This window comes from Flavobacterium sp. (assembly GCF_040402955.1).
Classification (GTDB): domain Bacteria; phylum Bacteroidota; class Bacteroidia; order Flavobacteriales; family Flavobacteriaceae; genus Flavobacterium.
This window is the reverse complement of sequence record NZ_JBBALQ010000014.1, coordinates 15,881-41,386: the sequence shown is the minus strand read 5'-3', so window position 1 is coordinate 41,386 and position 25,506 is coordinate 15,881. Positions and strand designations below refer to the sequence as shown.

Below are 25,506 nucleotides of genomic sequence, written 5' to 3'. Positions count from 1 at the left end.
CCGTCAATAATTCTGTGGTCATAAGATAAAGCCACATACATCATTGGGTGAATTTCCACTTTACCGTTTACGGCAATTGGACGCTCAATAATATTGTGCATTCCTAAAATTCCAGATTGAGGTGGATTGATAATTGGTGTAGACAACATACTTCCAAAAACCCCACCATTTGTAATTGTGAAGGTGCCACCTGTCATATCGTCAACTGTAATTTGTCCGTCTCTTGCACGTAATGCTAAACGTTTAATTTCTGCTTCTACACCACGGAACGTTAATAATTCTGCATTTCTAACTACAGGAACCATTAATCCTTTTGGTCCAGAAACTGCAATTGAAATATCTGCAAAATCAAAAGCCACTTTATGGTCACCATCCATCATCGAATTTACATCTGGATACAATTGCAAGGCTCTTGTAACCGCTTTAGTAAAGAACGACATATAACCTAATCCAAGACCATTGTGTTTCGCCTTAAATTCGTCTTTATATTGGTTTCTGATGGTGTTAATTGGCGTCATATTTACTTCGTTAAAAGTAGTTAACATCGCCGTTTCGTTTTTAGCTGCAACCAAACGCTCTGCTACTTTTCTACGTAACATAGAAAGTTTTATTCTTTCCGTTCCACGAGAACCACCGGTTGGTGTTCCCATTGCTGGAATAGCGTTAGCTGCATCTTCTGTAGTAATTCTTCCACCTTTTCCTGTTCCAACAATGTCAGAAGGGCTGATGTTTTTTTCGTCTAATATTTTTTTAGCTGCTGGAGATGGTGCTCCTGTAGCATAAGTTGGTCCCCCAGCACCCAACGGGGGAGTTGAATCAGCAACTGGAGTTGTTATTATTTCTTCTTTTTTAATTTCTATATTTTGAGCGTCTGCTCCCCCTTTGGGGGTTGGGGGGCTAGCAGCTGTGTCAATATGACAAACTACTTGCCCTACAGCTACAGCGTCACCTTCTTCCGCTTTAAGCGTAATAATTCCGCTTGCTTCTGCAGGTAATTCTAACGTAGCTTTGTCTGAATCTACTTCAGCAATAGCTTGATCTTTTTCAACGTAATCTCCGTCTTTTACTAACCAAGTTGCAATTTCAACTTCGGTGATAGATTCTCCCGGTGATGGGACTTTCATTTCTAAAATCATATTCTTTTTTAGTTTAAAAGTTTAAAAGGTTTAAGGTTTAAAAGCTTAAAACAGTTATTCTATTTTGTTGTTTTTTGTAATTATTAATTCAATTAAATCCAATAATTCTGGCACATTTTCTTTGGCTGTTTTAAAAACCAAATTATAATCAACACCCATATAATCGTGAATTAATTTATCTCTCATTCCAGCCATAGATTTCCAAGGAACTTGATTGTATTTTAAACGGAAATCTAAACTCAAATTTTTTGTTGCTTCACCTACAATTTCTAAGGCTCTTACAACAGCTCTTTTTAAAATTTCATCATTAATAAACGAATCAAAACTTACTGAATTTGTTACTTGTATTACAAATTTTAATTCTTCGTAAATATGACCAATAAATTCTAATTCATCAGATTTTGACATAATTTACTTCTTTTAAAATATGTGGACCAATATATTTACTTAATCCGTTTTTTGTAACAAAATCTATTTTATTCTCGTTAAATAATGTTTCAATAAATTCGCAAGCGTTAAAATATTTTATGTATGATATTTTATCAACGTCATAATCAATTAAAATGTCAATATCACTTGTTTCCGTTTGCTCATTTCTTACATACGAACCAAACAAACCAATTTCGGTAACACCGAAACTTTTAATAGTTTCTTTGTTATCCTGAATGGTCTGAATTATCTCTTGTTTGGTTATCATTTAACAAAATTACAACTTTTTATTGAAATAAATTTTTATCAAAAACCATAGCAATGGCATTCGCCTGACGTTTTTTAGAACGTTCGTAACTTCCTGCTGCTGGCGCACTATATGCTTTTGGCGAGGCTAAACGTAATTTTACTAAATCAAAATTCATTAACATAAATCCGTAAGCTCCCATGTTTTTTGGTTCTTCTTGTGCCCAAACATAATCATCTACATTTGGATACGAATCGATAATCGCTTTAATTTGATCAGTTGCTAATGGAAATAATTGTTCAAAACGAATTACGGCTACATCCTTTCTTTCTAATTCTTCTCGCTTGGCGATAATATCGTAATATACTTTTCCTGTACAGAAAACTAAAGATTTAATTGCTTTTTTATCTTTAACATTAGGGTCGTCAAGTATTTCTTGGAATTGTCCGTTTGCTAATTCTTCTGCTGTAGAAACAGCTAATGGGTGACGCAATAAACTTTTTGGAGTAAAAACAATTAATGGTTTACGGAATTTCGTTTTCATTTGTCTTCTCATCAAGTGGAAGAAATTGGCTGGAGTCGTAACGTCTGCAATGTACATATTGTGTTTGGCACACATTTGTAAATAACGTTCCATACGAGCAGAAGAGTGTTCCGCACCTTGATTTTCATACCCATGAGGCAATAAGAAAACCAATCCGTTTTGGTTGTTCCACTTGTCTTCCCCTGCAGAAATGTACTGGTCAATCATAATTTGCGCTCCGTTAGAAAAATCTCCAAATTGTGCTTCCCAAATGGTTAATGTGTTGGGCGACGCTAATGCATAACCATATTCAAAACCAACCACACCATATTCTGAAAGGTGCGAATTGTATATATAAAAGTTTCCTTTTTTATTATTTATGTTGTTTAATAAAACAACTTCTTCTTCCGACTCTTCTACTTTAATTACGGCGTGACGGTGCGAAAACGTTCCACGCTCTACGTCTTGTCCAGAAATACGAACATCGTAACCTTCACTAATTAAAGAACCATACGCTAATAATTCTCCCATTGCCCAATCTAATTGGTCTTTTTCGAAAAACATTGCTTTTCTGTCGCCAATTAATTTTGTGATTTTGCTAATGAATTTTTTGTCTGAAGGCAGTTCTGTAATTGTAGAAGCAATATCCGTTAATTGCTTTTTATCAAATTTCGTATCAAATTTCGATAACATTACACCATCTGAAACTTGTTCAAAACCCTTCCATTCATTCTGCATAAATGGTGTAATTACAGTTAGGCTTTTCTTACGAGATTCTTCTAAATTTTCATCTAAATCTGATTTGTAAGTTTCCTCTAACTTTTTTACATAATTAGCATCAATTACACCTTCAGTTATTAATTTTTCTGCATAAATATCACGAGGATTTTTATGTTTTGAAATAGCTTTGTATAATTTTGGTTGTGTAAAACGAGGTTCATCACCTTCATTATGACCGTATTTTCTATATCCTAATAAATCGATAAATACATCGCTTCCAAATTCCATTCGGTAATCTAAAGCGAATAACATCGCGTGAACTACTGCTTCTGCATCATCTGCATTGACGTGTAATACCGGCGATAGGGTTACTTTTGCAACATCTGTACAATATGTGGAAGAACGAGCATCTAAATAATTTGTAGTAAATCCAACTTGGTTATTAATTACTAAATGGATTGTCCCACCTGTTTTATAACCGTCTAATTTTGCCATTTGTATAATTTCATACACAATACCTTGACCAGCTACAGCAGCATCACCGTGAACGGCAATTGGTAAAACTTTTGAAAAATCATCAGCAAAATAGCGGTCTTGTTTGGCTCTTGTAATTCCCTCAATTACAGCACCAACAGTTTCCAAATGAGATGGGTTTGGTGCTAAATTTAAGTTTATTTTTTTTCCTGAATCTGTAACTCGGTCTGATGTTAATCCTAAATGGTATTTTACATCACCATCAAAATACTTGTCATCATCGTAGTCTTTTCCGTCAAATTCTGAGAAAATATTTTGCGTGTCTTTACCAAAAATATTGGCTAAAACATTCAAACGACCTCGGTGTGCCATTCCCATAACAAATTGTTCTACTCCTTTTTCTGCAGCAGCTACAATAAGCGCGTCTAAAGCAGGAATTGTAGCTTCACAACCTTCTAAAGAGAAACGTTTTTGACCTACATATTTTGTATGTAAGAAGGTTTCAAACGAAACCGCTTCGTTTAATTTTTTTAATATATTTTTCTTTTGATCAGCTGAGAAATTTGGCTGATTGTCGTTGATGTCTAATCTGTTTTTTATCCAATCTTGTACTTCTGGCTCTCGGATGTACATAAATTCCACACCAATTGAAGAACAATACACACTTTCTAAATGCTTGATAATATCTGCCAAACTACTTGGCTGCATGTGTACCATTTTTGCGGCATCAAAAACGGTTGTTAAATCAGCTTGAGACAATCCAAAATTTTCTAAAGCTAAAGTTGGAGAATAGGTTCTTCTGTCTCTAACAGGATTGGTTTTGGTAAATAAATGGCCACGTGTTCTGTACCCATCAATTAATTTAAGAACATTAAATTCTTTTTGAAGTTGTTCGGAATTGCCTCCAGAAACAGTTCCGTTTGCAGTATGCGCAATTTGCTCACCCGGATTAGAAAATTCATTAGCAAAATCGAAACCTTGGAAAAAACTTCTCCAACTTGGTTCTACACTGTCAGGATTTTGTAAATATTGGTCGTATAAATCTGCAAAAAATGCAGTATGTGCTGCGTTTAAAAAGGAAAACCTATCCATAATTCGGTCTTAATGACGATTTGGTTAAAAAATTTTATGCAAAAGTATAAACTTTTACGCTAAATGTTCAAAGAAATTTATACTTTTATGTTCAAATTAACAAATAAATCATAAATATAATGAAAGTTAAGAGAAAGTTGCTAGATACATTTTTTTACACACTAATTTTTCTCAATTCCGCACACCTGTTTTCTCAGCAAGACAGCATTCCTAAAACAAAATCTGTTTTTTGGCAAAAAGTGCAATTTGGCGGAGGTTTAGGGCTGGCTTTTGGCAACGGATATTCAAATTTTTCTTTATCTCCAACTGGTTATTACAACGTAAATAAAACAGTAAGCGTTGGTGTTGGAATTTCAGGAAGTTATGTTGCTCAAGAATCGAATCCATCAAATTACAATGCTACAGGTTTTAAATCTACTATTTTTGGTGGAAGTGTAATTGGTTTATTTCACCCTATAGAAGAAGTTCAGCTTTCTGCAGAAATAGAACAATTACTTATAAATAGAAAATTTGACGCAGTGAATAGTCGCAATGATTCATTTTGGAACACAGCTGTTTTTGTTGGAGCTGGGTATCGACAACAAAATGTAACTTTTGGGGTCAGATTTAATTTGCTTCATGCCAACCAAAATAATATTTATGGGCAATCTTGGCTTCCATTTGTTAGAGTAATGTTTTAAAAGTAATACTATCTTAACATAAAATCTAATCTATTTTCCTATTTTTACAAAAAAAAATTATGAGATTTATCCTTGCCTTTTTACTGTATTCCATTACATTTTTTTCTCAAAATAAATTACAATCTGGCCCTATGGTGGGTTATTGTGAAATGAAAGAAGCCGTTATTTGGCTTCAAACAGAAAAGTCGGCTACGGTTTATGTTTCTTATTATTCTTTAGATAAAGTTACAGAAGTTTTTAAAAGCGAAAAGCACATTACAATTAAAGACAATGCATTTACTTGTCATATAGTTTTAGACAAACTTCAGCCAGGAAAGAAATATAATTATGAGGTTTATTTGGATAACAAAAAAATAATTTTGCCTTATGAAACGTCTTTTTCTTCTAAAAAATTATGGCAATTTCGCGAAAAAGCACCCGATTTTACTATTGCTTTAGGAAGTTGTTCTTATATAAGCGAAGAAGCTTTAGACAGACCAGGAAAACCTTATGGTTCTAATTATTCCATTTTTGAAAGTATTGCTAAAAAAAATCCAGATATTATGATTTGGGGCGGCGATTATATTTACTTGCGTGAAGCAGATTGGGATAGTAAAACAGGAATTCAACATCGCTACACCTATTCAAGAAAGATAAAAGAAACGCAAGCGCTTTTAGCTAAAACTCAAAATTTTGCCATTTGGGACGATCATGATTTTGGACCAAACGATAGCGATAGAGGTTTTTATAATAAATATGCAACCCAACAAGCGTTTAAAGATTTTTGGGCAAATAAATCGTATGGGATGAGTCCAAATCAAAACGAAGGTATTTATTCTTGTTTTAATTGGGGCGATGCAGAAGTATTTTTGTTAGACAATCGTTTTTTTAAATCGCCAAACGACAGATTAACTGGCGACAAGGTACTTTTAGGAAAAACGCAAATAGAATGGTTAATTGATGCATTAGTATCATCAAAAGCCAGTTTTAAAATTATCGTAATTGGCGGACAAGTATTAAGTTCGGCAGCTGTTTATGAAAATTATGAAAATTATAAAACAGAAAAAGAAGCGTTGTTAAATGAAATTACAGCGAATAAAATTAAAGGTGTAACTTTTATTTCTGGCGACAGACATTTTACAGAATTATCAATGTTGAAAAGATCTGACGCGTATTCTTTATATGATTGGACGGTTTCTCCATTAACTTCTGGACATGGAAACGTTGAAAAAATTGCTAAAGAAGAAAATAAAAACAGAGTGGAAGGCAGCTTATTTGCACAACATGTTTTTGGAACTTTATCGTTTTCTGGAGAAAAAGAAACCCGTCAAATGAAATTAACATTATTTGATAAAGAAGGAAAAGAATTGTGGAATAAAACAATTTTAAAGAAAGAGCTGGAGTAAATTTAACAAAAATTAAACAAAAAATATTTTACCCCCCCCCTAATTTTTTTATACGTTTGTTACTTAACAATTAAAAATTTAATTTATGAAAAAATCATTTTTAGTATTAGGTTTGTCAATGATTACATTTGGAAGTTTTGCAAATGAAATTAAGGTTGACAAAAACAATGAAAAAGAATCTTTAAAAAATTCTGAATGTTGTACTGCAACATTAACTTACAATGGAGTTCCAGTTGACAGTGAAACTGTTTGCGGATTCATTACAACAGGTGATAATTGCCAAATAGCTAAGGATAAGTTATTAGATAGAAACCCAGCTGCAAAAAAAGCACTTAAAGCAATTTAAAATTAGAAAAAAATCACAAAGGCTGTATTTAATTGGCAGCCTTCTAAATTTATAAAATGAAAAAAAAGTTAACAATTATATTATTGTTTTTTTCTACATTATCATTATGTCAAAGCTATGATATAACATATAATATGGTTCAAAAAGCAAATGTTTACAATATTACAACTAATATAAAATGTTATTTGTATGGAAATAAATTTAGTTCTGTTTATGAAGAAGATTTTGAATTAAAAAAGAATATTGTTATTAAAAAAAACGATGAAGGCATTGTTGATGATAAAGAAATTATTTCATTAAATAAAAACCCTATTTATTTTAAAGATTTTATTGGAAAAAAGGTTTATTATCAAGATCAAATAAAATTTAATGAATTCAATGTAATAGATGTTTTAGACAGTATTGAATGGAAAATTGAAAAAGAGACAAAAGTAATTTTGGATTATCAATGTCAAAAAGCAACTTGTAAGTACAAAGGAAGGGATTTTGTGGTGTTTTTTACTAATGAAATACCTGTTAATGACGGACCATGGAAGTTAACAGGTTTGCCTGGTTTAATATTAGAGGTTAATTCAGATGACAAGATTGCATCGTTTGAAATTAAAGCTGAAAAAATTAAAATTGGAAATAAAAAAATAGCTCTTTCCAATATTTATGAGAAAACGGAAAAAATAAGTTTTAGCGAATTTAAAGCAATATATAAAAAAAAATACGAAGAATCTCTTTATAAAATTATAAACGAAAATGGTGAAACTAGACCAATGAGTATAGGTTTTAGAGAATATTTTATACTAGATTAATTAAACATGAAAAAAATATTTTACTTACTTTTTTTTATTCCAATTTTCAATTTTAGTCAAAACTTTGAAGTAGTATATAATTTTTCTATTACAGACAATAAAGATGCATATGGTGTATTTGGATTTTCTAAACTAAAACTTATAACTAATTCAGTTGAAAGTAATTGTTATGGAAAGAATATTGATACTTTATTAGTTATACCTAATACAGATATTACGCACGAACAAACAGCAACTAATTACAGTCTTTCTAATTATAAAAACATAACTGAATCTACATATTATACTCGTACCTTATTTAAAGAGAATTATTTGAAAGATGCTGAATATGCAATAAATTGGAAAATTAATGACAATAAAAAAGTAATTTTAGATTACGAGTGTCAAGAAGCAACAGGCTCTTATAGAGGAAGGGATTATAAAGTTTATTTTACCTCACAAATCCCTATTCAAAATGGTCCTGATCGCTTTGATAATTTACCAGGTTTGGTGCTAGAAGTAGTTTCTTTAGATGGTTACGTTCGTTATTCGGCAATTTCAGTAGCAAAAAGCAGTGAAAAAATTTATAATCCATATTTAGAAAAAAAGTTTATTACTTGGGAAGAATTCAAAATTATGTACGAAAAATATTTTTATAAAATGATAAATTACAAACCAGACGAATATACAACTTATGTTGTGCCAAATAGGGGTGTAGAACTTTATCTGTTAAAGGAAAAGTAAAATTTTGTAATTGTTTTCACAACTTTTAGTATTAAAACCCATTAACAAACTCCGCTTTTAGTGGAGTTTGTTTTATTTAATTATTTTATGAATTTACATAAACAAAACTATAAATTACTTCTTGTTTTTTATTTTTTATTATTTCTTTCTAGCTCATTTTCACAAACCATAAAAGGAACTGTTACTGATTCAATTGGGGCTGTTCCTTTTGCTAATATTCTTATTAAGAATAAAAACATCATAAAACAATATACTAAAACTAATGAAAATGGTTTATATAGTATTTTGTTAAAAGATAATTCTGATTCATTATATGTTGAGGTAACTTCTTTTCCTCATTTATCTGAAGCCAAACTCATCAAAAAAACAGACTTTGTTAATAACGAACTTGAACTTAACTTTAAGTTGAATAAAAAAATAAATACAATTGAAGAAGTTTTAATTGTAAAGAAAATGCCAATTACAGTAAAAAATGACACTACAACTTATAATCCAAATAGTTTTAAAGATGGAACAGAAAAAGTTATTGAAGATTTACTAAAAAAATTACCTGGTATTACTGTTGAGAATAATGGTGAAATAAAATTTAAAGGCAAAGCGATAAAAAAAATGTTACTTGATGGTGATGATTTGTTTGATGCTAATTACACAATTGGTAGTAAAAACATAAGCGTAGATATGATAGAAAAAGTACAAGGTTTAGAAAATTTTGACGAAAACAGTTTGCTTAAAGGAATTCGAGATTCAGAAGACGTAGCTTTAAATATAGTTCTCAAAAAAGGGAAAACAGATTTATCTGCAAACACAACATTAGGTTACGGAACAAATAATCGCTATTATGGTAATCTTTCTGGTGTTCTTGTAAATAAAAAAATGAAAGGTTTTGGTATAGCATCTTACAATAATATTGGGCAAAATACTTCACCTTACGATTTTGATTCTGAAATAATATCTTTAGAAAATCTTAAAAACAGAAACTCCGTTGCACCAACATTAATAAATGAAGGAAGTTTTTATTCTACTTTAGATAATAGTTTTCATAGGATAAATAATAACTTTTACACCAGTTTAAATTCTTTAAATAAAATGTATAAAAACTCCAACTTAAAATTAAATTTAGGTTATTATACAGATAAATTGCAGCAATTTAATCAAAGTAATACTACTGTTTTTTCAAACACCACAAATTTTCAAATTAACGAAATAAACACGTTATCTAAAAAACCTGATTTATACGATTTTAAACTTCTTTTTGCAAATAAGGAAAAACTAAATTTTCATTGGGAATTTATAAGTAAATTTAATTACAGCACAGTAGATTTTAATGATTTTAGTTCAAATAATACTGTTGTTCAAAACAATATTGTAAAATCTGATAGCTATACTATCAATCAGCAATTAAATTCAACATATAAAATTTCTGAAAATAAAGCTTTAATTTCTTCCATAATCTATGCTAAAAGTAAAAGCCCTCAATCGCTTTTGACTTCACCAGGTACTATTATTGTCAACTCAAATAACTTAATTGCAAGTAAACAAAATAGTGAATTTATTAAAGACTTTTTTAACATTAATTTGTCCTATTATATAAGTAAAAACAAATTCAAATACGGTATACATTCTAGTCTTTTTAGGATAGAAAATTCTTTACAATCAATTTTATTAAATAATACAAACCAAAGTTTAGGTATTGCTTTTGAAAACAAAACAAATTACAAAATAGATAATTTTAATTTAAATCCTGTTTTAGTGTTTAATGAAAAAAAATATGCCATAAAAATAGGTGCAAATGCAACTTACAATAACATTATTTTAAAAGATATAAACGTAACTGAAAACAAAAGTAATCTATTTATAACACCAAAATTTTATGCGGTTTATAAATTCACTAAAAAAAAATCAGTATCTTTTAATTATGTTTTCAATCAAATTTTACCAGAGGAAGACAATATGTTTTCAGGCATAGTTCAAACAAGTTACAGAGGTTTTGTTTCAAATAATTTTTCACTAGAAAACTTAAAAACACATTCATATAACTTAAACTTTAGTCATAATGATTTCTTTAACTTAACTCAATTCAACATAGGTTTAAGCCATAATTATCGTCCAAACAACTATTTTTACAATACAATAATTAATCAAAACATAACGGTTAGCAATAGATTTTATGCAAATGTTAGCAATAAAGATTATGGTTTAAACATTTCTGGAGAAAAGTATTTTCATCCATTGCGAACTACTTTTCAGCTAAACTCTAATGTAAACGTATCTTTTGATAATAACATATTAAATAATTCACAGACTAGAGAGATTAGAAATGAAACTTTATTTATAAATTTTGTTGGACGAAGAAAACTTAAAGAAAATTTTGTTTTTGAAAATAAAGTTTCATTTTTAAATAACAATTCCATAATTGAAAAAGAAAATATTAAAAATAACTTTCAAAGTTTAAACAACCAAACTAAAATAATTTATAAAACTAATAATCAATTTAACGCATCAATTGTTGGTAATTTGTTGACACCAAATTTACAAGACAACAACACCTATTTTTTTTTAGAGTCTGAAATAAACTACCAGCCTAAAAATAAAAAAGTGTCTTATTCATTACTATCAAAAAATTTAACTAATAATAAAATATTTCAAACTTCAAGTGTTTCTGATTACTCAACCACAATTAGTTCACAAAACCTTATTGAACGATATATAATGTTCAAAATTACATTCGGTTTCTAAACCACACTTTTTGCCATTCGCGTTTTAAAATTAAAAACGTAACATCTTCGGATAATTTAAAAACATCTGAACCGTCCAACTTTTTAATTTCATCTTCGGAAACATCAATAATGTATAGTAAATTTAAATATTCTGCGAATTTGTAATTGATTAATTTTATAATTTTCTCCTGAATTAATAGCTTTAATTCAAACGGGAAAATATCCAACGGAATATCAATATTTTCATTTGCTAAAACAAAATCTTTATTGGTTTGTTCAATTAATTTAAAATACAAATTTTGTTCTTCGGCGGCTTCAATTAATGAATCTATCGATGTTGGTGGTAAATACATAAAATTCCAATTTTTTAAATTCCAAATTCCAAAATTTCTCAAACCAAATTTGGAATTTGAGATTTTTATATTGGAATTTTATACCTTTCTGTTCATTAATTTTTCACCAAACAATCTCAAAAACACTTTTTTGTCTTCAGAAATATTCATTTTGGCTAGCGTTTCAAATGCCATTTCAGTGTAGTTAGCTATGGCTTCTTGTGTGGCTTTACTTGCGCCAGAAGTTGTAAAAATTGTTTTTACGGATTCAATTTTATCCGAACTATCATTAGGCTGTATAGAAAATAAATGTAATAATTGCTGTTTGTTTTCTTCTGACGAAAATGCCATTGCTTTTAAATATAAATAGGTTTTTTTGTTTTCGATAATATCGCCACCTACTTGTTTTCCAAAGGTTTCTGGGTTTCCAAACGCATCTAAATAATCGTCTTGTAATTGAAATGCGATGCCTAAATTTAATCCAAAATTATAAATTAAATCGGCGTTTTCTTCTGAAGCTTCAGCTACAATTGCGCCCATTTTCATAGCTGCTCCTAATAAAACAGCCGTTTTAAATTCAATCATTTTTAAATATTCAGGAATGGTAACATCGTCGCGCGTTTCAAAATCTACGTCATATTGTTGTCCTTCGCAAACTTCTAAGGCGGTTTTGCTAAATATTTTTGCTAATTTCTGAAATATTATTGGATCGTAAACTTCAAAATACTGATAGGCTAAAATTAACATGGCATCACCCGATAAAATCCCAGTATTAATGTTCCATTTTTCATGAACGGTTTCGTGACCTCGTCTTAAAGGCGCATCGTCCATAATATCATCATGCACTAATGAAAAATTATGAAATACTTCAATGGCTTTGGCCGCAGAAATGGCTTTTTTATAATCTCCATCAAAAATATCAGACGCCATTAATGTTAAAACAGGACGAATTCTTTTTCCGCCAACTGATAAAATATAATCGATTGGTTCATATAAGTTTTTCGGTTGTTTATAAATATGAATATTTTTAAACTCTTCCGAAATAACATTCTGATATTCTGATAATGAAAGCATACTAGTAATTTTTTGGCTAATTTAAGCTAATAATTACACAATTAAGTTACATTTTCAATGTTAAATTTGTGTGAAGATTATGGAAACTATTTTAGTTTTATAAGTTTCCGTTGTACTTTTGTAATCGAAATTAATTTTTGTATGCAATTAAGTTCTAGAAAGAACATTTAAATGAGGGAAAAAATTATCATAAGAGCAAAAGAAATGTTTTTGAAATTAGGTTTCAAGAGCATCACTATGGATGATATTGCCTCTGATATGTGTATTTCAAAAAAAACAATTTATAAATATTTTTCAAATAAAGAATTGTTAATTGAGGAAAGCACACAATTGGTTCACAAAGAGGTTCGAGAAACTATTGATACAATTGTTGCTAAAAACTTCAACGCTATTGAAGAAAATTTTCAAATTCGTAGAATGTTTAAAGAAATGTTTAAATATAGCGAAACTTCTCCAGTATATCAATTAAAAAGACACTATCCAGAAGTATATCAAAAAGTAGTTGGCTATCAAATTGAAATATGTGAAGGTTGTTTTCGAGATAATATTTTTAAAGGGATTTCCGAAGGTTTGTACCGAGAAAATATTGATGTAGAAAATTATGTAAAATTTTATTACACCTTAATATTTAGCATTAGCGAGAATACCGCCTTAGAGAGAGATGCAAACAATTTAGAACACAAAGCATTAGAATATCACACTCGTGCTATGGCAACATCAGTAGGAATAATCGAATTAGAAAAACAATTACAGATAATAAATAATTAAATTTAAAACAATGAAGATTAAAAAAACAGTATTCCTGTTTCTTTTGAGTACCATTCAAGTTTTTTCGCAAACAGAAACTGCAAGTTTTACGCTGAAACAAGCTATTGAACAAGCCCAAAAGAATAATTACAGCATAATAAACGCTAACAGAGATTTAGAACTTGCCAAGCAAAAAAAATGGGAAACCACTACAATGGGATTACCACAATTAAATGGTTCTGTAAATTATCAAAACACGTTTGAGTTTACTAAGCAAGGAGCTGCGGCAAATGCCTTTAATCCTATGGCAAATCCAAATGAGATTATGTTATTGGCTTTTGGTACGAAACATGTTGCAATCGGAAATTTAACATTAAGTCAACTTATTTTCGATGGTTCGTATATAGTAGGTTTGCAATCGGTTAAAACGTATTTGAAAATTTCTGAAAACGCCAAAGAAAAAACGAATCAAGAAATTAAAGAAATTGTAATTAATTCTTATGGAAATGTGCTTTTAGCAGATGAAAGTATTTTGATTATCAATAAAAACAAGACGGTTTTAGAGAAAATTTTATCCGATACAAAAGAAATTTATAAAAACGGATTAATTGAGGAAGAAACAATTGAACAACTTCAAATTACATTAAATTCTGTAAACAACGCTTTAGAAAATGTAACTAAACAAAGAGTTATTGCCTTAAATATGGTAAAATTATTGCTTGGAATTAATTTAGATGACGACATAGTATTAACAGAGAAATTAAGTAATTTAACTCAAAATAATATCGATTTACAACTTTTAATTTCTGAATTTAATGTAACCGAAAATATCGATTATAAAATTGGTAAAAATGTTGAAGAAAGCAAACAACTTATGGTAAAATTAGAAAAAAGTAAAGGTTTACCATCGTTAGGCGCACAAGTTAACTTTGGATACAATGCCTTTTCAAATGAATTTTCATTTATGAATGCAAGTCAAAAATGGAGTAATTTTTCAAATGTTGGTGTGGGATTAAATGTGCCGATTTTTAGTAGTGGTGGAAGAAATTCTCGTGTTCAACAAGCCAAAATTGATTTAGAAAAATCCAGAACGCAACTTACAGAAACGGAACAAAAATTAAAATTACAATATCAAAAAGCTAAAAGCGATTATGAATATAGTATTAATCAATACAACAACGCTCAGGCCAATTTAAAATTAGCAGAACGTATTGAAACCAAACAACAAATAAAATTCAAAGAAGGTTTGTCGTCAAGTTTTGATTTTGCTGAAGCTCAAAAACAATTATATACGGCACAACAAGAAGCATTACAAGCTATGTTAGAAATCATAAATAAAAAAGCAACTTTAGAAAAATTAGTAAATTAAAAATAAATGAACTTAGATATGAAAAAAGTAGTACTTATTGCTACCAGTTTATTACTGATAGCTTGTGGAGAAAAATCAACAGATGATTTAATTAAAGATAAAAACATTACCGAATTAAAAAACAGAAAAGCAACCATTCAAGCAGAATTAGAAAAAATTGATGCGGCATTAGTAAATGGTAATAAAACCCCAGAATCTGAAGCATTAGTTTCGGTAGTAACAGTTAAAGACACTGTTTTTAATCACTATTTAGAAGTGCAAGGAAATGTAAATACGAAAGAAAATATTTTAGTACAACCGGAATTTAGTGGCACTTTAACTACTTTAAATGTAAAAGCTGGACAACGTGTTGCAAAAGGTCAAATTCTTGGTAAAGTAGATGATGCCGGAATGAGTCAGCAATTAGCCAGTATTGAAAATCAATATGCGTTGGCTAAAACCACTTTTGAAAGACAAAAAAACCTATGGGATAAAAAAATTGGTTCTGAAATTCAGTTTTTACAAGCGCAAGCTCAAATGATTTCAGCACAAAAATCAGTAGCACAAATGCGAGCTCAAGTAGCAAAGACCGTAATTCGTGCACCATTTTCTGGAACTATCGATGAAGTTTTTGTAGAAAGAGGACAAGTAGTTGCTCCTAGCCCACAAGGATTAATGCGTATTGTAAATTTATCAAATATGTATGTTTCTACATCCGTTCCAGAAACCTATATTGGGAAGTTAAAAGTTGGAACTATCGTAGATGTTTTCTTAACATCATTAGGAAAAACCTATAAAGGTAAAGTGCGCCAGGTAGGCAGTTTTATCAATCCAACCAATAGAAGTTTTGGAATAGAAGTAAGCGTACCTAACCCAGATAATTTGTTGCGCCCAAATCAGGTGGTTAGTCTTAAAATTACTGATTATAGCAGCAAAAATGCCATAGTTGTTCCTACGAATGTCATTCAAGAAGATGGACAAAAAAATAAATTTGTTTACATCGTGACCAATTCAAATGGAAAAACAGGAATTGCCAAAAAAGTAATCGTGAAAACGGGTCAATCTTCAGAAAATGTTACTGAAATACTATCGGGTTTAAGCACATCGGATGTTATTGTGGCTGAAGGTTTGAATACAATTGCCGAAGGAACAAAACTTAATTTCTAAAATATAATTGTTTTAAGTTTAAGGTTTCAAGTTGTTCTCAAAACGCTTAAATCTGAAATTTGAAACCTGAAACTAAAAATATGTCACATAAAAATAAAGAATTCGGAATATCAAGCTGGGCTGTCGACAACCGCATTACGGTTTATATATTGACACTCATCATTGTCGTCATGGGAACTTTAGCATACATCAATATGCCAAGAGAAGATTTCCCTGAAATATTAGAAAACAAAATATTTGTATCATCGATTTTTCCAGGGAATTCTGCGGAGGATGTAGAAAAATTAGTCATAAAACCTTTAGAAGATCAATTTAAAAATATTTCTGGAGTTGAAAAAGTTACTTCTAGTTCGTTTCAAGATTACGGGATGATTATCGTTGAATTTGATCAAAAAATTTCGATTGAAGAAGCAAAAGTTTTAATAAAAGACAAAGCCGACCAATCGAAAGCCAAAACGGATTGGCCTAATTTGGACAATGGAAGCAAAGTTGAACCCAATGTTTTCAACATTAATATTTCAGAAGAAGTACCCATTTTAAACATCAACTTGCAAGGAAATTATACCACCCAACAACTGAAAAAATTTGGCGAGTATTTGCAAGACGAAATAGAAAACGTTCCCGAAGTCAAAAAAGTAGATATTCTTGGTGTAGATGACAAAGAAGTAGAAATTGCTATCGATGTTTTCAAAATGAGTGCTGCAAAAGTCAGTTTTGATGATATTCAGAACGCAGTAAAATATGAGAATATGACGCTTTCGGGCGGTAAGATAATATCACAAGGATCCAGAAATAATATCCGAATTGTTGGTGAAATTTCGAATCCAGAACAGCTCAATAATATTATTGTTAAATCATTTGGAGGTACCGTTTACTTAAAAGATATTGCCGTAGTAAGTTTTAAAGAAAAAGAAAAAACAACTTATGCTCGCGAATCTGGGCAAGAGGTGGTCATGTTGAATGTGAAAAAACGTTCAGGACAAAATATGATTTCGGCAATCGACCAAGTCAAAGAAATTGTAAAAACAGCACAAGATAAGGTATTGCCAAAAGATTTGAGTCTGAAAATGACTAATGATCAATCGGACAATGTAAAACATCAGGTAAACGAATTATCAAATCATATTATTTTCGGAATTATTTTGGTAATGATTGTTTTGATGTTTACAATGGGATTGCGAAATTCACTCTTTGTTGGAGCGGCAATTCCGCTTTCGATGTTGATGGCGTTTGCAATTTTATCAGCCTTTGGATTTACATTAAATACCATGGTTTTGTTCGGATTAGTAATGGGACTAGGACTACTCGTCGATGATGGAATTGTGGTGGTCGACAACGTTTTTGCCAATATGCGAAAAGGAATGGGACGAATTGAAGCCTCTAAAATTGGCATTGGTGAAATCGCTTGGCCCGTAATTTCGTCAACAGCAACAACGCTTGCAGCGTTTATACCCTTAGCGTTATGGCCTGGAACCGTTGGAAAATTTATGGTCTACTTCCCGATAACTTTATCGTGCGTCTTAGGAGCATCTTTGTTTGTGGCAATGGTTATTAATGCAGCCATGACCGGCGGATTTATGGATATTGAAGACAAAAATATTTCTAAAATTGCGATTAAAAAATATTCTATTATTTTCTTAGCTTCGGGGCTATTATTTTTGGTTCCGGGTTATATTTCTGACACAACTTGGATGCGAGCGATTGGTCATTTATTATTGATTTCATTGGGATTAATGTGGTTATATTACATTAAATTATACCAATGGACACAAGATTTCCAACATAGTTTTTTTCCAAGTTTAGAAAAAAAGTACCAAGTTTTCTTAAGTAAAATTTTAACCGGAAAACGTGCCGTGATTTCGCTAGGAGTAATTGTGTTTTTACTGTTTTTCTCTTTTGTGTTGCTTGGAATTTTCCCAAGAGAAGTATTATTTTTCCCTAATAATGTACCCAAACAAAACATTGTTTATATTGAATATCCACAAGGAACAGATATTTCTAAAACCAATAAAGCTACTTTATTTGTCGAAAAACAAGTAATTGAAGTGCTGAAGAAATATGTCGACAAAAATACCAACGAAAATTTCTTAGCGGAAAGTATTGTCTCTCAAGTGGGAATGGGCGCAGGAAATCCAAACGTTGATGTTGGTAACCAATCTGAAACCCCTTATAAAGGAAAAGTGACTGTAAACTTTGTTGAATTCAACTTGCGAAGAGGAATTGATACCAATGACGTTTTAGAAGAAATTCGTGCCAAAGTAAAAAATATTGCTGGTGCCAAAATCACTGTTGAAAAAGATGCTGCAGGGCCGCCATCGGGCTATCCTATTAGTTTGCAATTATCAGGAACAAACTACGATCAAATGTTAGTTGAAGCCGATAAAGTAATCACTTTTATCAATTCTAAAAATATTCCTGGAATCGAAAAATTGAATATTGATGTTAACAAAGAATCGCCAGAACTAGAAATGAAAATTGACAGAGTGGGTGTGGGAAGTTTGGGCGCAACAACTGGACAAGTTGGTTTCACGATGCGTCGCGCTATTTATGGTCAAGAAATCTCGAAATACAAAGAAGGAAAAGACGATTATGATATTACGATGCGTTTACAGGAAGACCAGCGCAAAAACGAAAGTGTGTTGTTTAATCAACCGGTAACTTTCCGTAATCAGAATAACGGACAAATTATTCAAGTTCCAATTTCTGCCATTTCTACAACCGAGAAAAAATATACATTTAATCAAATAAAACGTAAAGATTCTAAACGTGTTATTACGATTTATTCCAATGTGTTGACAGGTGCAAATGGCGACGGAATTACCAAACAAATCGAAACGGATTTAAAAACAGCCAATTATAAAATGGCAGATGACATTACCTATTCGTTTTCGGGTGAGCAAGAACAACAGAAAAAAGATTCTAGTTTCTTATTTGGCGCACTACTTTTAGCATTGGCAAGTATCACGATTATTATTGTTTTGCAGTTTAATTCCATTTCAAAAACAGTAGGAATTATGTTCACGGTTTTATTGAGTTTCTCAGGTGTTTTTTATGGATACATTTTCTGTAGTATGGATTTTGTAATCCTTATGACGATGATGGGAATTATTGCCTTATCAGGAATTGTAGTTAAAAACGGAATCGTATTAATGGATTTCTTTGTATTACTATTAGACGAAAAAGTAGCCACAAAGAAACTCAGTTCACATGACGATTTGACCATTGCTGAAATTAAAGAAGTGATTATTGTTTCAGGTAAATCCCGTTTGAGACCAGTTTTACTAACGGCCTTAACAGCAATTTTAGGATTAATTCCATTAGCAATTGGTTTAAACTTCGATTTCTTTGGTTTGGTTACTGATTTGAATCCGCATCTTTATATGGGTGGCGACAATGTGATATTCTGGGCGCCATTGGCTTGGACAATCATCTTCGGATTAACCTATGCTACTGTTTTGACACTAGTTATGGTTCCAGTGATGTTCTATTTGGTAAAAAGAGTGAAATATTGGTTACGAGATAGAAAAGTAAACGACAAAATGGATTAATTACAAATTAAAAAGGGGTCTAAATTTAGACCCCTTTTTTTATTCTGTTTAATTAAACCAATTCAGGAACAACTAAACGTTCAATTGCGTTCCACAATCCTATTCTTTTTTCTAGTGATTCTTGGGCAACTTGTGCTACATCTTGCCATTTTTTTATATCATCTCCGCACAAGTAATCAATCATTTTCATAGCCATTGGTCCGTGTTCATCGGCGTCCAGCTCAATGTGTCTTTCAAAGTAATAAATTAATTTAGACACATTTGTTTCTGGAAAATTTTTCTGAAAACTTTTAACAATTTCAGTAAACATATTCGGTATTAAATCTTCGCGACCAAATGTAAATGCCGATGCAATTTTATGTGGTTGTCCAGTTTCAATAACGGTAAATGAAAAGTTTAAAAAGTCTTTAACTTCGTCAGGTAAATTAGCATTTTTTATCGCAACAAAAACGTTTTTCGTACTCGCTACTTGCTCTAAAAAATCTAAAACGGGTTGTGTAGTAGCACCGCATTCTTTCATAGCATCTAAATACATTTCAAAATGACTTTGACGCGAACCATCTAACGCCAAATCAGATTCTTCTGCTACCACAATTTCATTAATTAAATAGCGTAATTCTGGATTTGGTGAAGCGGTCCAAGGAATAGAAACCGAAGTTAAATGAATTTGTAACCCTTTTAACAATGACATAAAATCCCAAACCGCATAAACATGATGCGTTAAAAAAATGTGTAGATCTTCAATTGTTTGAATTTTTGAGTACAAAGAATGATGTAACAATTCTTGTCTTAAGGGTTCAATTTTGGTTCTTATCGTATTCGTGTTCATCGCGTTGTTTTTACATTTCTAATATTGCTACAAAAGTAAAAATGCTTCTCCAAATAGAGAAGCATTTTATATCAATTTTATTTATTGTTTAATCTATTAATCTAATTATTTGAATGCAGGAAAACCAGTAACGTCCATTCCTGTTATCAATAAATGAATGTCGTGCGTACCTTCATAAGTAACAACAGATTCTAAATTCATCATATGACGCATAATTGAATATTCGCCAGTAATTCCCATTCCACCTAACATTTGACGTGCATTACGAGCAATAGTTAAAGCCATATCTACATTATTTCTTTTCGCCATAGAAATTTGAGCAGTTGTTGCTCTTCCTTCATTTTTTAATACGCCTAATCTCCAAGTTAATAATTGCGCTTTTGTGATTTCGGTAATCATTTCAGCTAATTTCTTTTGTTGTAATTGTGTCGCACCAATAGGCTTATCAAACTGAATACGTTCTTTAGAATAACGCAAAGCTGTATCGTAACAATCCATAGCAGCACCAATGGCACCCCAAGCAATTCCATAACGTGCTGAATCTAAACACCCTAGCGGTGCACCAAGTCCAGATTTGTTTGGTAATAAGTTTTCTTTTGGCACTTTTACGTTATCAAAAATTAGTTCGCCCGTTGCCGAAGCACGTAACGACCATTTATTGTGTGTTTCAGGAGTAGAGAAACCTTCCATACCTCTTTCTACAATTAAACCATGAATTCTTCCTTCTTCATTTTTCGCCCAAACTATAGCAATGTCTGCAAAAGGCGAATTTGAAATCCACATTTTAGCACCATTTAAAAGATAATGGTCGCCCATATCTTTGTAGTTGGTAATCATGCTTCCTGGATCTGATCCGTAATTTGGTTCTGTTAAACCGAAACAACCAATCATTTCTCCAGTAGCTAATTTTGGTAAATATTTCATTCGCTGTGCTTCGTTTCCGTATTTCCAAATCGGGTACATTACCAATGAAGATTGTACAGAAGATGTAGAACGTACACCAGAATCACCTCTTTCAATTTCTTGCATTATTAAACCATATGAAATTTGGTCTAATCCCGCACCACCATATTCTACAGGAATGTATGGTCCAAAACCACCAATTTCTCCCAAACCTTTTACAATTTGTTTTGGAAATTCAGCACGTTGCGCAAAGTCTTCAATAATAGGAGAAACTTCTTTTTTTACCCAAGCTCTTGCTGCATCACGAACTAATTTATGCTCTTCTGATAATAAATCGTCTAACAAATAATAATCTGGTGATTGAAATAAATCTGGTTTCATATGTGAATGTTTTTATAAATCAATTTGAATGACAAAAGTAATTATTTTTTAACAAAAGTAAATTGATTTGTTAGATTTATTAAAAAACAAAAGTTAAATATTACATTTTCAAATAAAAATCTTTAGTAAGTTCAATGTATTCTGGAGTGTATTGATGACGCTCCGTTTCTATGACTAATTCATCAATAACTGGTGCTTGTTCTATACGAGTAAATGCCAATAAACTTCTTTTAATTTCAGAAGTTGGTGTGCCTTTTACTCGAGTAATTTTTAACGGAAATAATAACGATTGTTTCGCTAAAGCAATAAAATCTTCTTCTGCTGAATAGGGAATAATCACAGAAAATATTCCGTTTTCTGATAATAATAAATAGGCGGCTTCTATCAACTCATCAAAAGGTAACGCATCAGTAAAACGAGCTAAATCTCTTGAAGCGTTGTCTGTCTTATAATCTTCAGAATAAAAGGGCGGATTGGAAACAATGATGTCGTATTCTTCTTCGATTTCTTTGATTTCGGCTACAAATTCATCTAACCCAGCATGATAACAAAATAATCGGTCGCCCCAAGATGAATTTTCAAAATTATCTACACATTCTTCGTAGGCATTTTCTTCAATTTCAATAGCATCAATTTGTTCTGAAAAACTTCTTTGGGCCAACATTAGGGAAATTATTCCTGTTCCAGCTCCAATATCAAGTATGTTGTATGGATTGTTAATAAGCGGCGCCCAAGCTCCCAACAAAACGCCATCTGTTCCTACTTTCATGGCAGATTTTTCTTGTTGAACTGAAAATTGTTTGAATGAAAAAATCATAAATTAATTATGAATGTTGAATAACGAATGTTGAATGTTGAAGTTTTACTATTCCAAATACAAATCCACTAAACCAATAGGTGTGTTTAAAACCAATTCTTTTTCTTTTCTATTGACTTCAATAATAAAAGAATCAATCATTGGCACTAAAATTTGTTTTTGTCCTTTGAAAATTTCAAAGATAGGTTGTGCGGCATTATCCAAAATGGCGTGAACAGTTCCAATATCGCCTAAACGTTGATCTGTAACTTTAAAACCTATAATTTCGTGAAAATAAAACTTAGTGCCTTCTAGTTTTGGTAACATCGTTAGAGGTAAATACACTTCTAAATTTTTCATGTTTTCGGCTTCTAGTTCCGTATCAACATCTTCAAATTTAACGCGTAAAAATTTATCTCTATGAATGGAAGATTTTACAATAAAAAATGGAACCAAATTTTTATTGTATTCAATAAAAACTGATTCCAAATTTTGATAAAGTTCAGGTTCGTCTGTATCTAAAAAGATAAGAACTTCCCCTTTGAAACTAAATTTTTTAGCGATTTTGCCTAAATAGAAACATTCGTCTTTACGCATTATCGCAGTATATATTAAGCTTCTTTTTCTTCGTTGTTTTCTTCAGCAGCAGGAGCTTCTGTAGTTTCTTCTGCAACAGCTTCAACTACCTCTTCTGCAGCAACTTCTTCAGTTACCTCAGCAGTAGCTTCAACTTCAACTACTTCTTCTTTAGCAACTTCTTCAGTTACTACAGCAGCAGCTTCAACTTCAACTACTTCTTCTGTAGCAACTTCTTCAGTTACTTCAGCAGCAGCTTCAACTACTTCTTCTGCTTTTACAGCGTCAGCAATTGCAGCAATACGTTTTTCGTTTGCTACTTGTTCTGCTTTAAAAGCTTTAGCTTTAGCATCTGCTTGCGCTTTGCTTAAACCGTCTTTTTTAGCATCAACTTTTCCAGATTTAGCATCTAACCATGTTGCTAATTTAGCATCTGCTTGTTCTTGTGTTAAAGCACCTTTTCTAACGCCACCATCTAAATGATGTTTCAACAAAGCGCCTTTATAAGATAAAATTGCTTTAGCCGTGTCAGTTGGTTGTGCACCATTGTGTAACCATTGAACAGCACTATCAATGTTTAAATCAATAGTTGCAGGGTTAGTGTTTGGATTGTATGTCCCTATTTTTTCTAGGTATTTACCATCTCTTTTTGCGCGGGCATCTGCCGCTACGATCCAGAAAAAAGGTTTCCCTTTTTTACCATGTCTTTGTAATCTAATTTTTACTGGCATAATCTTGTGGATTAAATTTGAGGTACTCGACCTCGGTTAATTAAGGGTGCAAAGATAATAATAATTATCAAATTTCAATGTTTTATGTTTAATTATTTTTAAATCAGTGTTTTAATGAATTTTTTACTACACAGATTGGATAAATTTTAGAAATCTTAAAAATTTCTCTAATCTGTGTTCCAATCTATTTTGAAATTGTTTTTTGAAATTGACATTGTTTTTTGAAATTGATATTGAATTCGTATATTTGAACTTTATAAAAAAATCATGGAAAACATAAAACAATACGTTCAGGAAAATAAAGAACGTTTTATCAAAGAATTAATTGAATTACTTAAAATGCCTTCTGTTAGTGCAGATAGCGCATATGCTCAAGATGTAATTAATACTGCCGAAGCTGTAAAATCTAGCTTGGAAGAAGCAGGTTGTGATGTAGTAGAAATGTGCGAAACACCGGGCTATCCAATTGTTTACGGACATAAAATAATTGATCCAAATTTACCAACTATTTTGGTATACGGCCATTATGATGTACAGCCCGCAGATCCAATAGAATTATGGACGTCTCCCCCATTTGAACCCGTAATTAAAACTACAGAAATTCATCCAGAAGGTGCAATTTTTGCACGTGGTGCTTGTGACGACAAAGGTCAGATGTACATGCACGTGAAAGCTTTCGAATACATGATTGCGAATAATAACTTGCCTTGTAATGTAAAATTTATGATTGAAGGTGAAGAAGAAGTGGGTTCTAAAAGCTTAAGTTGGTTCGTGGAACGCAATCAAGAAAAATTATCTTGTGATGTAATTTTAATTTCAGATACTGGAATGATTTCAAACACGCAACCTTCAATAACAACTGGTTTACGTGGCTTAAGCTATGTGGAAGTAGAAGTTACTGGTCCGAATAGAGATTTACATTCAGGCTTATATGGTGGAGCTGTTGCTAATCCTATAAATATTTTAACTAAAATGATTGCTTCGTTACACGATGAAAATAATCATATTACAATTCCAGGTTTTTACGATGGCGTGGAAGAATTATCATTAGAAGAAAGAGCTGAAATGGCAAAAAGACCGTATTCTGAAGATGATTACAAAAAAGCACTAAACATTGCAGACACCTATGGTGAATCTGGTTATACAACTAACGAGAGAAATTCTATTCGTCCTACTTTAGATGTAAACGGAATTTGGGGTGGTTATACAGGTGAAGGTGCAAAAACTGTAATTGCAAGTAAAGCATTTGCGAAAATTTCGATGCGATTGGTTCCAAATCAAGATTGGGAAAACATAACAGAATTATTTAAAAAACACTTTGAAAGTATAGCGCCAAGTGCTGTAACTGTTAAGGTAACACCTCACCACGGAGGACAAGGTTATGTAACGCCAATTGACAGTATTGGCTATCAAGCTGCGAATAAAGCGTATACAGAATCGTTTGGTGTTTCTGCAATTCCGGTTCGTTCAGGTGGAAGTATTCCAATAGTTGCTTTGTTTGAAAAAGAATTGAAAAGCAAAACTATTTTAATGGGATTTGGTTTGGATAGCGACGCCATTCACTCGCCAAATGAACATTATGGAATTTTTAATTATATGAAAGGAATTGAAACTATTCCGTTATTTTATAAATATTTTACAGAGATGTATAAAAAATAAAAAGAAGAAATTAATTTGCTAAAAGAAAACTTAGTTTATATATTTGCACTCCAATTATCGCGGGTATGGTGAAATTGGTAGACACGCCAGACTTAGGATCTGGTGCCGCAAGGTGTGAAGGTTCGAGTCCTTTTACCCGCACA

General features: G+C 31.5%; 21 protein-coding genes, 1 tRNA gene and 1 pseudogene. 12 read left to right on the top strand and 11 right to left on the bottom strand.

Annotated elements, in window-relative coordinates; genetic code table 11:
* From sucB to ABWP78_RS07155, 4 genes are all read right to left on the bottom strand, one after another.
* Positions 1–1,136 (bottom strand): dihydrolipoyllysine-residue succinyltransferase (sucB, locus tag ABWP78_RS07170; protein ID WP_353170087.1); only part of this gene is annotated, 1,136 nt, incomplete at its 3' end.
* A 54-nt stretch (positions 1,137–1,190) separates the two neighbouring features.
* Positions 1,191–1,544 (bottom strand): HepT-like ribonuclease domain-containing protein, encoded by a 354-nt coding sequence (locus ABWP78_RS07165; RefSeq protein WP_353170086.1) that lies wholly within the window; start codon positions 1,542–1,544, stop codon positions 1,191–1,193.
* Positions 1,531–1,833 (bottom strand): nucleotidyltransferase family protein, encoded by a 303-nt coding sequence (locus ABWP78_RS07160; RefSeq protein WP_353170085.1) that lies wholly within the window; start codon positions 1,831–1,833, stop codon positions 1,531–1,533. The genes ABWP78_RS07165 and ABWP78_RS07160 overlap by 14 nt, the downstream gene beginning before the upstream one ends.
* Before the next feature lie 19 nt (positions 1,834–1,852).
* Positions 1,853–4,621: a 2-oxoglutarate dehydrogenase E1 component gene (locus ABWP78_RS07155; protein ID WP_353170084.1), complete on the bottom strand. Its 2,769-nt coding sequence runs from the start codon at positions 4,619–4,621 to the stop codon at positions 1,853–1,855.
* Positions 4,622–4,740: 119 nt separating this feature from the next.
* On the opposite strand from ABWP78_RS07155, the gene ABWP78_RS07150 reads away from it, so the two are divergent.
* The 6 genes from ABWP78_RS07150 to ABWP78_RS07125 all read left to right on the top strand — a co-directional run bounded on the left by ABWP78_RS07150 (position 4,741) and on the right by ABWP78_RS07125 (position 11,291).
* A complete protein-coding gene (locus ABWP78_RS07150; protein WP_353170083.1) occupies positions 4,741–5,301 on the top strand; it encodes a hypothetical protein in 561 nt (186 codons plus the stop codon).
* A 59-nt stretch (positions 5,302–5,360) separates the two neighbouring features.
* Complete coding sequence (locus ABWP78_RS07145; RefSeq protein ID WP_353170082.1) at positions 5,361–6,686, top strand: alkaline phosphatase D family protein; 1,326 nt, start codon at positions 5,361–5,363, stop codon at positions 6,684–6,686.
* Positions 6,687–6,771: 85 nt separating this feature from the next.
* Positions 6,772–7,032: a hypothetical protein gene (locus tag ABWP78_RS07140; protein WP_353170081.1), complete on the top strand. Its 261-nt coding sequence runs from the start codon at positions 6,772–6,774 to the stop codon at positions 7,030–7,032.
* A 56-nt stretch (positions 7,033–7,088) separates the two neighbouring features.
* Positions 7,089–7,832: a GLPGLI family protein gene (locus ABWP78_RS07135; RefSeq protein ID WP_353170080.1), complete on the top strand. Its 744-nt coding sequence runs from the start codon at positions 7,089–7,091 to the stop codon at positions 7,830–7,832.
* A gap of 6 nt (positions 7,833–7,838) precedes the next feature.
* Positions 7,839–8,555 (top strand): GLPGLI family protein, encoded by a 717-nt coding sequence (locus tag ABWP78_RS07130; RefSeq protein WP_353170079.1) that lies wholly within the window; start codon positions 7,839–7,841, stop codon positions 8,553–8,555.
* 87 nt (positions 8,556–8,642) lie between these two features.
* The gene (locus ABWP78_RS07125) at positions 8,643–11,291 is read left to right on the top strand and encodes a TonB-dependent receptor (protein ID WP_353170078.1); all 2,649 of its coding nucleotides are present in this window, start codon (positions 8,643–8,645) and stop codon (positions 11,289–11,291) included.
* On the opposite strand, the gene ABWP78_RS07120 is transcribed toward ABWP78_RS07125, so the two are convergent.
* Together ABWP78_RS07120 and ABWP78_RS07115 are read right to left on the bottom strand one after the other, a co-directional pair.
* Positions 11,275–11,625 (bottom strand): hypothetical protein, encoded by a 351-nt coding sequence (locus tag ABWP78_RS07120; protein WP_353170077.1) that lies wholly within the window; start codon positions 11,623–11,625, stop codon positions 11,275–11,277. The genes ABWP78_RS07125 and ABWP78_RS07120 overlap by 17 nt on opposite strands.
* 78 nt (positions 11,626–11,703) lie before the next feature.
* Positions 11,704–12,678, bottom strand: coding sequence for a polyprenyl synthetase family protein (locus ABWP78_RS07115; RefSeq protein WP_353170076.1), 975 nt, complete (start codon positions 12,676–12,678; stop codon positions 11,704–11,706).
* A 171-nt stretch (positions 12,679–12,849) separates the two neighbouring features.
* On the opposite strand from ABWP78_RS07115, the gene ABWP78_RS07110 reads away from it, so the two are divergent.
* The 4 genes from ABWP78_RS07110 to ABWP78_RS07095 all read left to right on the top strand — a co-directional run bounded on the left by ABWP78_RS07110 (position 12,850) and on the right by ABWP78_RS07095 (position 19,488).
* Positions 12,850–13,446, top strand: a complete 597-nt coding sequence (locus tag ABWP78_RS07110) for a TetR/AcrR family transcriptional regulator (RefSeq protein WP_353170075.1) — start codon at positions 12,850–12,852, stop codon at positions 13,444–13,446.
* A 10-nt stretch (positions 13,447–13,456) separates the two neighbouring features.
* The gene (locus ABWP78_RS07105; RefSeq protein WP_353170074.1) at positions 13,457–14,794 is read left to right on the top strand and encodes a TolC family protein; all 1,338 of its coding nucleotides are present in this window, start codon (positions 13,457–13,459) and stop codon (positions 14,792–14,794) included.
* Positions 14,795–14,812: 18 nt separating this feature from the next.
* Positions 14,813–15,940 (top strand): efflux RND transporter periplasmic adaptor subunit, encoded by a 1,128-nt coding sequence (locus tag ABWP78_RS07100; protein WP_353170073.1) that lies wholly within the window; start codon positions 14,813–14,815, stop codon positions 15,938–15,940.
* 80 nt (positions 15,941–16,020) lie between these two features.
* Positions 16,021–19,488: an efflux RND transporter permease subunit gene (locus ABWP78_RS07095; RefSeq protein ID WP_353170072.1), complete on the top strand. Its 3,468-nt coding sequence runs from the start codon at positions 16,021–16,023 to the stop codon at positions 19,486–19,488.
* Between the two features lie 52 nt (positions 19,489–19,540).
* On the opposite strand, the gene ABWP78_RS07090 is transcribed toward ABWP78_RS07095, so the two are convergent.
* The 5 genes and pseudogenes from ABWP78_RS07090 to ABWP78_RS07070 all read right to left on the bottom strand — a co-directional run.
* Positions 19,541–20,317 (bottom strand): DUF3050 domain-containing protein, encoded by a 777-nt coding sequence (locus ABWP78_RS07090; RefSeq protein ID WP_353170071.1) that lies wholly within the window; start codon positions 20,315–20,317, stop codon positions 19,541–19,543.
* 105 nt (positions 20,318–20,422) lie between these two features.
* Positions 20,423–21,601, bottom strand: coding sequence for an acyl-CoA dehydrogenase family protein (locus ABWP78_RS07085; RefSeq protein ID WP_353170070.1), 1,179 nt, complete (start codon positions 21,599–21,601; stop codon positions 20,423–20,425).
* Positions 21,602–21,701: 100 nt separating this feature from the next.
* Positions 21,702–22,415, bottom strand: coding sequence for a tRNA1(Val) (adenine(37)-N6)-methyltransferase (locus ABWP78_RS07080; protein ID WP_353170094.1), 714 nt, complete (start codon positions 22,413–22,415; stop codon positions 21,702–21,704).
* A gap of 51 nt (positions 22,416–22,466) precedes the next feature.
* Complete coding sequence (gene rimM, locus ABWP78_RS07075; RefSeq protein WP_353170069.1) at positions 22,467–22,994, bottom strand: ribosome maturation factor RimM; 528 nt, start codon at positions 22,992–22,994, stop codon at positions 22,467–22,469.
* Positions 22,995–23,152: 158 nt separating this feature from the next.
* A pseudogene (locus ABWP78_RS07070) lies at positions 23,153–23,704 on the bottom strand (30S ribosomal protein S16); the annotation flags it as partial.
* Between the two features lie 267 nt (positions 23,705–23,971).
* Between ABWP78_RS07070 and ABWP78_RS07065 the strand changes: the two are divergent.
* Positions 23,972–25,363, top strand: a complete 1,392-nt coding sequence (locus tag ABWP78_RS07065) for a dipeptidase (protein ID WP_353170067.1) — start codon at positions 23,972–23,974, stop codon at positions 25,361–25,363.
* A gap of 59 nt (positions 25,364–25,422) precedes the next feature.
* Positions 25,423–25,504 (top strand) — tRNA-Leu (locus ABWP78_RS07060).
* Positions 25,505–25,506 lie beyond the last annotated feature (2 nt).